Genomic DNA, 9,222 nt, shown 5'->3' with positions numbered 1-9,222 from the left:
ACTACATGAACGAGCGCTACGGCAGCCCGGTCGGCGCCTGGAACTTCTGGCAGGCCAACCACTGGTACTAAGCCGCCACCACAGCACGGCAGACACAGGCGACGCCCTGCGGGACCCCCCGCCGGGCGTCGCCGTGTGCGTGCCCGTGGCATGCGTCCCCGTCGCGTACGGCTCAGACGGAGCCGAACCGGTCCCGGTGGTTCGCCAGCCAGGTGGCGAAGTCCTGGAGCCCCGGATGCAGCGCACGGACCGCGTCCACGTCCCGGGCGGCGACGAACCGGGCCTCGCAGTCGGCGTAGAACTGGAACATGTTCCCCGCCTCGTCCGCCCCCGGGAACCCCAGCGCCCGGAAGGCGTCGGGGGTCAGCGGCCGGTAGCGCACGGGCCGCCCCAGGGCGTCGGTCATCGCCGCGGCCATCTCCGTGAGGGTCAGGTGCTCGCCGGCGATGCTCACCGTCGCCCCGATGAAGTCCGTACCGCCCCGGAACAGGGCGTACGCCGTCCGTCCGATGTCCTCCACCCCGATGCCCGACAGCCGCTTGTCGCCCATCGGGAAGACGAGCTCCAACGCACCGTCCTCGGCGCGCTGCGGGGCGAACGCCCCGTAGAGGTTCTCCCAGTAGAACGTCGTCCGCAGGAACGTCACCGGGACGCCGTCGTCGAGGAAGAAGCGGTCCGCCTCCGCCTTTCCGTCGAAGTGCGGCACCTTGAACCGGCCCTGGAGCGTCGGCATCCGTTCGTCCTCCGTCGGGATGCACTCCCGGGTGTCCTCCAGCGTCGACCAGACCGCGTGCTGCACCCCGGCGTGCGAGGCGGCCCGCGACAGCGCGGCCGCCTGCGCCTGTTCGTGCGCGGCGTCCATGTCCTCCCAGAAGTTCGTCACGAGGTACGCCCCGTAGGCTCCCCGCAGCGCCCCCGCCAGGCTCTCCTCGTCGTCCAGGTCGGCCGCGACCACCTCCGCCCCGAGCCGCTCCAGTTCCCGGGCGGCGTCCGAGTCCGGCCGACGGGTCACGGCCCGCACCGCGAACCCGCCGTCGGGGTCCTCCAGGACCGCCCGCGCCAGGGACCCGCCCTGCTGCCCCGTCGCGCCGAAGACCGTGATGATCCGCTTCCCGTTCATGACCACTCTCTCCCGAGCACTCTGCCGAGCCGCCGCCGCGCACCACGCGGACGCTGTGCTGCGAACCTACGGCGCCCGCCGTCCCCCCGACACGGCCACACGCCGGAGACCGCCGAGCCCCGGGGACGGACGCCCACCGGAGGGGCTACGGTCGGCCGCGAGACCGCGAGACCACACCACCGGGAGGGCGGTGCCGTGCGGGCCACCGCGCCCACCGCGCCCGGGGAAGGACGGACGATGACCGTCTTGCGCATCCGCATCGAGGCCCACGACCTGCCGGGATCCACCTGCCCGGCGGTCCCGGCCGCCCACGGCGCCGACGCGGATCCCGGCTACCGCAACGTCCACGTCGCCGTACAACGCCGTGACCGCCCCGCCGGGCTCCTCGCCCCGCAGCCCGGGAACGCCGCCCGCGCGAGCTGGACCCTGGAGTGCACCGCGACCCCCTCTCCGGCCGGGACGGACGTGACGGGCCCGTACGTACAGGGCCGTCCGGGAGACCGGTTCGTGTACCTGTCCTGGGGCGCCGTCGGGGAGACCGGCACGTTCACCATGTTCCGCCGGGCGAAGCTCCTCCTCGGCGCGGTGCCCGCCGAGACCCTGCTCGCCGCGGTGCACAGCGGGCTGCTCGTCGGTCGTCTCGGCCTCACCGACGCGCTCGGCCGGCCCCTGTGCGCGCGCGTCGTCCCGCCGCACATCGCCTGGACCGCGCCCGGCCGCGGTCAAGGGCGGTGCTGAGCTGCTGTTTCCGAGGTTAGGGTGGCCGCATGACCGTGCTCGTATACGAAGACTTCGGCACCCGGCGCCACCGGGAGGCCTCGCTGATCCGGCACGCCCTGGGCAGCGTCCACGACGAGGAGCTCGTCGCCGGCCTCGCCGGCGGCATCGGCTTCATGTACTTCGTCTTCGCGTACGAGGGCAGGCCGCCCATCGCCACCATCGTGGCCCAGGCGCACCCGGAGCCCTGGGCCCAGGTGGCGCTCGGCCGCCTCGGGGTCCCGTACGAGGCCACCCGGGCGATGAACCCCCGCTGGGGCCGGGTCCGTGCCGCGCTCGACGCCGGACAGCCCGCCTTCTGCGTGGTCGACCGGGCCTCCCTGCCCTGGCACGGGCCCGACCCGGACGCCGAGATGACGGGCACCGACGCGCACACCGTCGTCATCGCCGGGTACGACGGCGACGAACTCCTGGTCGAGGACGGCGCAGAGACCCCGTACCGCATCGACCGCGAGCGGTTCGGCGCCGCCTGGACCGCACACCGCAAGGGCCGCCACCAGCTGATCGTGCCCACCGGACCGCCCGAGGGGGAACCGGACGTGGCGGGGGCGATCGCCTCCACCGTCAGGCACCTCACCGGGCCCGTGCTGGGGAACGCGTTCGACGTGAACTTCGGCTTCAGCGGCATGGAGAGGCTCGCCGCCCAGCTGCGCGAGGCCGACACCGGCACGGGCTGGGAGCACCGGTTCGGCGGCACGCCGGAGGCCTTCCGCGCGGCCACGGGCCGGCTGTACGCCGGACTGGAGCAGGAGTGGACGTCCCCGGGCGCGACCAGGCCGCTGTACGCGGACTTCCTGGACCTCGTCGGCCGTTCCGAGGCCGCCGCGCTGTTCCGGGAATCGGCCGGCCAGTGGTCGGAGCTGGCCGGCCTCGCGCGGGACGCTGCCCCCGACGCCGGCCCCGTTCAGCGGCGTGAGCTCTTCGACGCGTGCGCGCGGCGGGTGGACCGCTGCCTGGACCTGGAGCGGCAGGCGGTCCGGTCGCTGACGGGCTGACGGGTCGGCGTGGCGGCAGCGGGCCCCCTTGCCGCCACTCTTGACGGGTGGTCTGGACCAAACCTACGTTGAGGCGTTGAGGCACCTCGCCCCGCGAACGCTCCCGGGCGTCCCGTCCGCACGGCGCTCGCGCTCACGGTCGTCCTTATCTCCCGGTCACCCCGGCCTGCCCGCCCGCCCGCGCGTCCAGGCGCGGACGGCGCGAAGGGAGCACCCCCATGATCCGTCGGACCGTCCGCCTGCTCGCACTCGGACTCGGCCTCGCCGCGTCACTGCTCGTCCCCTTACCCGCCGCGGCGGACGCCCCGCCGACCGCCGGCTCCCGCACCGCCCCGGACACCTGCGCCCTGCGGCCGAAGCCCTCGGGCAAGGTGCTCCAGGGGTACTGGGAGAACTGGGACGGCGCCGCCAACGGCGTCCACCCGCCCCTCGGCTGGATCCCCCTCACCGACAGCCGTATCCGCGGCCACGGCTACAACGTGATCAACGCGGCCTTCCCCGTCATCCGCGCGGACGGCACCGTCCTGTGGGAGGACGGGATGGACAACACGGTGAAGGTGCCCACCCCCGCCGAGGTGTGCCAGGCCAAACAGGACGGCCTCACCGTCCTGATGTCCATCGGCGGCGCGGCGGCCGGCATCGACCTCGGCTCCACCGCCGTGGCCGACCGCTTCGTGGAGACGATCGTCCCCCTCCTCAAGACGTACAACTTCGACGGCATCGACATCGACATCGAGACCGGTCTCGTGGGCTCCGGGAGCATCGGCCGGCTGTCCCCGTCACAGGCCAACCTGATCCGCATCATCGACGGAGTCCTCGCCCGGATGCCGGCCGGCTTCGGCCTCACGATGGCTCCCGAGACCGCCTACGTCACCGGCGGCAGTGTGGCCTACGGCTCGATCTGGGGCGCGTACCTGCCCGTCGTCAAGAAGTACGCGGACAACGGCCGCCTGTGGTGGCTGAACATGCAGTACTACAACGGCAGCATGTACGGCTGCGGCGGCGACTCCTACTCCGCGGGTACCGTCGCGGGCTTCCAGGCCCAGACCGACTGCCTCGACCGGGGCCTGGTCGTCCAGAACACCACGATCAAGGTGCCCTACGACAAGCAGGTGCCGGGCCTGCCGGCCCAACCGGGCGCCGGCGGCGGCTACATGGCCCCGAGCCTGGTCGCCCAGGCGTGGAACGCCTACGGCGGCCGGCTCAAGGGACTGATGACCTGGTCGCTCAACTGGGACGGGTCGCGGAACTGGACGTTCGGCGACAACGTCAGGGCGCTCCAGGGGCGTTGACGCCGGACCGGGGCACCTCACCGCTCCGGCGCTCCGGACGCACCCGGTCGTACGCCCGCTCCCCGGGGGGAACGCCAGTACGCCGAGAGCCCCCCTCGGCGGTGACCCGCGCTGCTCCCCGTCCCGAGCCGGTGCGCCGGTGCGGGATCATGGGGGGGCGAACCCGGGTGGACGTGGAAAGGGCGCCTTGGTGGAGGTGGAGCACACGATGCAGACGGCGACCGTCGCGGGGCTGCTCGCGGCGGCCGTGGAGAACCAGAGCGGGGCGCTGTGGCGGCTGAGGGGCACCGACCGGCAGCTCGACGCCAACCTGGTGCGCCACCTCCCCGGCGCCGGAGGGACGCAGTACACCGAGGACGAGGTCGACGTGATGCTGGTCGTCGTCTCGGGCACGGGCATCCTCACCCTGAACGGCACCCAGTCGCACCTGGCGCCCGGGTTCCTGGGCCTGCTGCCCCGCGGAGCCACCCGGGGCCTGCTGGCCGGCCCGAAGGGCCTGGTCGTGCTGACCGTCCACCGCAAACGCCGGGGCATGAGCATCGCCCCGCCGCCCCCGGCCGGGGCTTCCGCGGCTGCTCCCGACGTGGTCCTCGCCCCCGAGGCTCCCGCCGCCCCGGCTCCCGCGGCCCGGTCGTGCTCCCTGCACCTGGTCTGCGCCCGGTGCCACCGGCACGCGATAGAGGTCGACGCCCGCTTCTGCTCCGGTTGCGGCACCCGGCTGCCCGGCCGTCCCGCGGCCGGCTGACCTCAGGGCTGTCCCGGTCCGCCGGCCGCCCCGCCGTCGACGGGCACGCCCAGCCGGTCGGCCACCGTGGTGAGGGCCGCCCCGAGCGGGAGCGCGACCCGCGTGACGGCGTGCCGGTCGCCCCGGGTCCGGTCCCGGTTGACGATCAGCACCGGCTTCCCGGCCTCTGCCGCCTGGCGGACGAACCGGAGCCCCGACATCACCGTCAGCGAGGAGCCCAGGACCAGCAGGGAGGCCGCCTCCCGCACCAGTCGGCGGCACTGGTCGACGCGTTGCGGCGGAACGGCCTCGCCGAAGAACACCACGTCGGGCTTGAGGACACCGCCGCAGGCCGCGCACGGCACCACGCGGAAGCCCGCGACCTGCTCCTGGGTGAGGTCGGCGTCACCGTCGGGGTTCATCCCGGCCGCCACGGGCTCGAAGCCCGCGTTGGCCTCCTCCAGCCGCCGCGCCAGTTCGCGGCGCGGGCTGCGGGCCCCGCAGGAGAGGCAGACGACACGGTCCAGGCTTCCGTGGAGTTCCACGACGTCCTCGCTGCCGGCGGCCTGGTGCAGCCCGTCGACGTTCTGGGTGATCACCCCCGAGAGCAGGCCGTGGCGCCCGAACGCCGCCACGGCCCGGTGCCCGGCGTTGGGCCGGGCCCGCCCGAAGGTGCGCCAGCCGAGGTGGCCGCGCGCCCAGTACCGCTGCCGGGCCGGGGCGCCGGCGGTGAAGTCCTGGTACGTCATCGGGGTGTGCCGGCTCAGGCTGCCGCCCTCGCCGCGGTAGTCGGGGATGCCGGACTCGGTGGAGATTCCCGCCCCGCTGAGGACCAGCACACCGCCGGCGCCCAGCAGATCGGCGACCGGCTGGAGATCCGTGGTCCCCGGGGGCAGGTCCCCGGAGGGGGTCCAGTCCAGGGTGGGACGCGTACGCATGCCCCCAGGGTACGAACCCGGCGGCCCGGACGGCCCGCACGGGGCCCGGCTCCCGTACCCGGCCCGGGTGCGGGAGCCGGAGGAGCCGCTCAGCTGTGGTGGTGCCCGCGCCGGCCCCAGGACTTGGAGTCGAGGACGGCGCCGCGGTCGTCACGGAGGGTCGCGGTGTCGCGCTCGTCCCAGATCTGCCGGCGGCGGTCCTGGTAGACGTCGTGCCGCGTGTCACGGCCCTTGCCGGTGTGGACCCTGACGCCGGAGTGGCCGGCGAGGCGGAGGTCGTGGAAGCGGTAGCGGTTGCCCTGCTGGTCGGTCAGGGTGTAGCCCCGCAGGTTGACGCTGTGGCGGCCGGTGTTCCTCACCTCGACCCATTCGCCGTTGAGGGCGCGGTCGTCGTGCCCCCGGCCGGCGTTCCCGACGTCGCCGATGACGAGGGCGGAGTGCGCGCCGCGGTGGTCGCGGTGGTGGTCGTCGGCGGCGGCCGGCACCGACGCGGCGCCCATCAGGGCGCCGGCCGCCAGAACGGCGGCGAGGGTGCGGCGGGTGGTGAGGGAAGCGGACATGCGGATGGCTCCTTCAACGGTCGGCACGGCCCGGCCTGGTGGCGGCCCGGGCGGGCTCCGAACAGTCCCGGCGTCCTGCCGAGGAGCCACACTCTGGTCCTCGCCGACTCCTCAAACCTGCGTAGACATGACGTATTGCCCAAACTAGACATTTCCGTGACCCTCCCTTGTAGGGGCGGGGAAGAGGCCAGGCCAGGCGGCCCGCCGGACCGGCACCCGCGGCGAACGGGGGCGCCCGGGGGCCGGATAGGGTCGAGGCGGGCCGGACACCGCACCCCGGTGTCGGGGGACGCCCGGGCCCCTCGTCCGCCCCCCGGCATGGGAGTAGGAGCCACGATGTACCGTCCGCTGCGGCCGAGGCCGGCCCTGACGTGAACGACGCGAAGTCAGCCGTGGACCACGGACGGCGCTCCGTCCGCGACATCTCCCCGCAGGGGATAGTCGATCTGAGGGGCCGCACCGACGAGGCCGTACGCCTGTCCTACCCGAGGAACGCGGTCGTCGTCATAGCCGGGCTCCCGGGCAGCGGGAAGAGCACCCTGCTGCGCGCGTGGGCCCCTTCGGGGACCGTGCTCGACCCGCGCCGCACGCGCGCCTCCTGCGAGGCGTTCATGCCCTCCTGGCTCCCCTACGCGGTGTACCGCCCCGTCGCGCGCCTGCACCACCTGCGCACGGTACGCGGGCGGATGCGCGGCTCCGGGCCGCTGCTCGTCCACGACTGCGGCAGCCGGCCCTGGCTGCGCCGCTGGCTTGCCCGCAGCGCCGACCGGACCGGACGGCCGGCGCACATGGTGCTCCTCGACGTCGGAGCCGAGGAGGCCCTCTCGGGGCAGCGCGCCCGCCGGCGCCTGACCTCGCCCCGGGTCTTCGCCACCCACGAACGGGGTCTGGCGGCCCTCCTCGCCGGCATCGACGGAAGCGGCCCGGCCGGGGTCACCGGGTTCGCCTCCGTGGTCCTCCTCGACCGCCGGCTGCGCGACTCCTCGCCCCGCGCCCGGTTCACGGGACCGCCCCCGCCACGGCGGGAGCCGCGCCCCTGAGGTCGGCGAGCACCTCGCGGGCCGCCCGCGCCCCCGAGGCGAGCGCTCCCTGGAGCGAACCCGTCGCACGGTGGTCCCCGCAGACGTAACGGCCCGGGGCGAAGCGGGTGGTCCGGGTGAGCGCGAGCGGCGGCGGCATGGCGGGCAGTGCGTGGCGCACCGTCACGCGGTGCACGGGCTCCCAGGTCCCGGTGTCCACGCCGTACGCCTCGGCCAGGGCGGAGACCACCGCGGCCTCCTCCGCCGGACCGGGTGCCCCGAGCACGGAGGTCGACACCAGGGCCCTGCCGTCACCGGAGTACCCGGGCTGGACCTCCGTGAGGACGCACGAGTTCAGGAACCGCCGGCGCGCGTCGACCAGCAGCGTGGGTTCGGCCAGCGGGGAACGCCCCACCGCGTGGTACAGGGTCGTGACGGTCCGCCCCTCCGGCGCCCGCAGGCCGGGCAGCAGGCGGACCGCCGCACCGGCCCCGGTCGCGACGACCACGGCGCGCGCCCGCAGTTCCCCGTCGCCGCACACCACCGCGTCCGGAGTCAGCGCGGAGACCTCCGACGAGGTGCGCAGTACGCCCGGGGGCAGGCCCGCGGCCAGTTGCGCCGGTACCGCGCCGATCCCGTCGCGGGGCAGGCAGAGGGTGCCGCGCAGCATGCTGCGCCAGACGAGGTGGAAGAAGCGGGCGGAGGTCTCCAGGGAGTCCTCCAGGAACACGCCCGACAGGAAGGGCCGCAGGCACGTCTCGACGAACTCCTCGGACAGGCCCGCGTCGGCCAGGGCCGTCCGCGTGGTGACGTCCGGCCGGGCCCGCACGCGGGAGGCCGGCTCCAGCAGGGCCCGGGCCGAGAGGACGCCGAAGGCGAGCGCGTCACGCGCCCCGATCCGCCCTCCGGTCAGCAGGCCGATGCCGTCGCGGGGGCGGCGGGTGGGGTCGGCGAGCCGGACCCGCCCGGCGTCGGTGTGCACCAGGACTCCGGGGGTGAAGGGCCGCAGGAACAGGGCGGGCAGGTCGAGACGGCGCCTGACCTGTGGATAGCAGGTGTTGAACACCTGGAAACCGCGGTCGGTGGTGAAGCCCGCCACCCGGTCGGTACGGATCCGGCCGCCGACCGCGTCCCCGGCCTCAAGAAGCCGCACGCGCAGTCCGGCCGCGCCCAGGTCCGAGGCGCATGCCAGTCCGGCCGCCCCCGCCCCGATGACCACCGCGTCGTACGCGTACCGGTCGGCCCCTGCCTGGCTCATGAACGTCCTGCCTTCCCGTCTCCCGCCGCCCGGGCCGCTGCGGCTCGCCCGGACCGTCAGGCTATGCGCGGCCCCCGCCCGGCCCTGCCGGACGCGCCCGGCGGCCCGGCCCGGGCATCCGTCCGGGCGCCGGGACCGGAGGCGTCACGCCGCGGCGCGCAGCAGACGGGCCCACCGGGAGGGGGCTCCCTCACCAGACAGGCGGCCCCCCCAGGAGGGTGACCGTCACCGCCGCCCACACCGGCCAGGCAGCCCAGGACGCGGCGACGGCGGCCACCGGCTGGAGCAGGACCAGACCACGGTCACCGCTCCCGGGACCGGGACCAGCACCCGGTTCTTGTCCCCCGGAGTGGCGAACACGGTCGGCAGCCCGATCAGCAGCACCACCACGCCCACCGCCGCCGACCTGGCCGCGGGGGCGCGCCCGTGCGCCCGGCCGGGGGGGGGGGGGGGGGGGGGGGGGGGGGGGGGGGGGGGGGGGGGGGGGGCGGGGGCGCGGGGGGGGGCGGGGGGGGGGGGGCGGCGGGGGGGGGGGGGGG

Annotated in this window: 9 protein-coding genes; 5 read left to right on the top strand and 4 right to left on the bottom strand. The window is 75.3% G+C overall.

The window, feature by feature from the left end; all coding sequences use genetic code 11:
- Window positions 1–172: 172 nt before the first annotated feature.
- Entirely contained in the window at window positions 173–1,120 is a 948-nt protein-coding gene (locus WDV06_RS34680) for an NmrA/HSCARG family protein (RefSeq protein ID WP_395513801.1), read from the bottom strand.
- Window positions 1,121–1,357: 237 nt separating this feature from the next.
- Between WDV06_RS34680 and WDV06_RS34675 the strand changes: the two genes are divergently transcribed.
- The 4 genes from WDV06_RS34675 (at window position 1,358) to WDV06_RS34660 (ending at window position 4,929) form a co-directional block, all read left to right on the top strand.
- Complete coding sequence (locus tag WDV06_RS34675; protein ID WP_395513800.1) at window positions 1,358–1,858, top strand: DUF5990 family protein; 501 nt, start codon at window positions 1,358–1,360, stop codon at window positions 1,856–1,858.
- Between the two features lie 29 nt (window positions 1,859–1,887).
- Window positions 1,888–2,892: a BtrH N-terminal domain-containing protein gene (locus WDV06_RS34670; RefSeq protein ID WP_395513799.1), complete on the top strand. Its 1,005-nt coding sequence runs from the start codon at window positions 1,888–1,890 to the stop codon at window positions 2,890–2,892.
- Window positions 2,893–3,110: 218 nt separating this feature from the next.
- Window positions 3,111–4,184 (top strand): chitinase, encoded by a 1,074-nt coding sequence (locus WDV06_RS34665; RefSeq protein WP_395513798.1) that lies wholly within the window; start codon window positions 3,111–3,113, stop codon window positions 4,182–4,184.
- A gap of 208 nt (window positions 4,185–4,392) precedes the next feature.
- Window positions 4,393–4,929, top strand: a complete 537-nt coding sequence (locus WDV06_RS34660) for a hypothetical protein (protein WP_395513797.1) — start codon at window positions 4,393–4,395, stop codon at window positions 4,927–4,929.
- 2 nt (window positions 4,930–4,931) lie between these two features.
- Here WDV06_RS34660 and WDV06_RS34655 read toward each other — a convergent pair whose 3' ends face one another.
- Both WDV06_RS34655 and WDV06_RS34650 read right to left on the bottom strand, forming a co-directional pair.
- Window positions 4,932–5,846 (bottom strand): NAD-dependent protein deacetylase, encoded by a 915-nt coding sequence (locus WDV06_RS34655; protein ID WP_395513796.1) that lies wholly within the window; start codon window positions 5,844–5,846, stop codon window positions 4,932–4,934.
- An 89-nt stretch (window positions 5,847–5,935) separates the two neighbouring features.
- Window positions 5,936–6,406, bottom strand: coding sequence for a lamin tail domain-containing protein (locus tag WDV06_RS34650; RefSeq protein WP_395513795.1), 471 nt, complete (start codon window positions 6,404–6,406; stop codon window positions 5,936–5,938).
- Between the two features lie 371 nt (window positions 6,407–6,777).
- Here WDV06_RS34650 and WDV06_RS34645 point away from each other — a divergent pair, with 371 nt between their 5' ends.
- A complete protein-coding gene (locus WDV06_RS34645; RefSeq protein WP_395513794.1) occupies window positions 6,778–7,446 on the top strand; it encodes an AAA family ATPase in 669 nt (222 codons plus the stop codon).
- Here WDV06_RS34645 and WDV06_RS34640 read toward each other — a convergent pair.
- Window positions 7,406–8,683 (bottom strand): NAD(P)/FAD-dependent oxidoreductase, encoded by a 1,278-nt coding sequence (locus tag WDV06_RS34640; protein ID WP_395513793.1) that lies wholly within the window; start codon window positions 8,681–8,683, stop codon window positions 7,406–7,408. The two genes, WDV06_RS34645 and WDV06_RS34640, sit on opposite strands and share 41 nt — an antisense overlap.
- Window positions 8,684–9,222: the final 539 nt, after the last annotated feature.

Origin of the sequence: Streptomyces racemochromogenes, assembly GCF_044129415.1 — a bacterium.
In the GTDB taxonomy this organism is placed as follows: domain Bacteria; phylum Actinomycetota; class Actinomycetes; order Streptomycetales; family Streptomycetaceae; genus Streptomyces; species Streptomyces racemochromogenes_A.
The sequence above is the reverse complement of the archived record's forward strand: the minus strand, read 5'-3'. Positions and strand labels throughout refer to the sequence as shown.